The sequence below is a fragment of the Paenibacillus xylanexedens genome (assembly GCF_007676705.1).
GTDB classification, from domain to species: domain Bacteria; phylum Bacillota; class Bacilli; order Paenibacillales; family Paenibacillaceae; genus Paenibacillus; species Paenibacillus xylanexedens_C.
In genome coordinates, this window is record NZ_VEBF01000079.1 from 1 (window position 1) to 349 (window position 349).

Annotated in this window: 1 protein-coding gene; it reads left to right on the forward strand. The window is 40.7% G+C overall.

Features of this window, described 5'->3' with window-relative positions; all coding sequences use genetic code 11:
* Positions 1 to 60 precede the first annotated feature (60 nt).
* Positions 61 to 333, forward strand: a complete 273-nt coding sequence (locus FS628_RS30235; RefSeq protein ID WP_145326657.1) for a hypothetical protein — start codon at positions 61 to 63, stop codon at positions 331 to 333.
* Positions 334 to 349 lie beyond the last annotated feature (16 nt).

Below are 349 nucleotides of genomic sequence, written 5' to 3' on the forward strand. Positions count from 1 at the left end.
CATTATTGAGTGTTTAGGTTTTTTTTTAAGGTTGATTAGAGATAAAAGGAGGAAAAGAGAATGGATAGAGAAGAATTGTGGAAGGATATTTTGAAGGTTGTTGGTGGGGAAGAGAAGATTGATGAAGTGAGAGAGTGTATGAGAAGAGTGAGATTGAAGGTGAATGAGAAGGAAAAAGGGGAGAAAGGGAGGGTGAAAAATAGAGGAGGGGTTATGGGTGTTATGGAGAAGGGTGGACAGTTGGAGGTGATGATGGGTAATGATGTAGGTGTGGTGTATAACGGAGTTGTTGGGAAGATGTGGAAATTTGGAAAGGGAGATAATGCAAGATGAAGTGGTTGAATTGGGG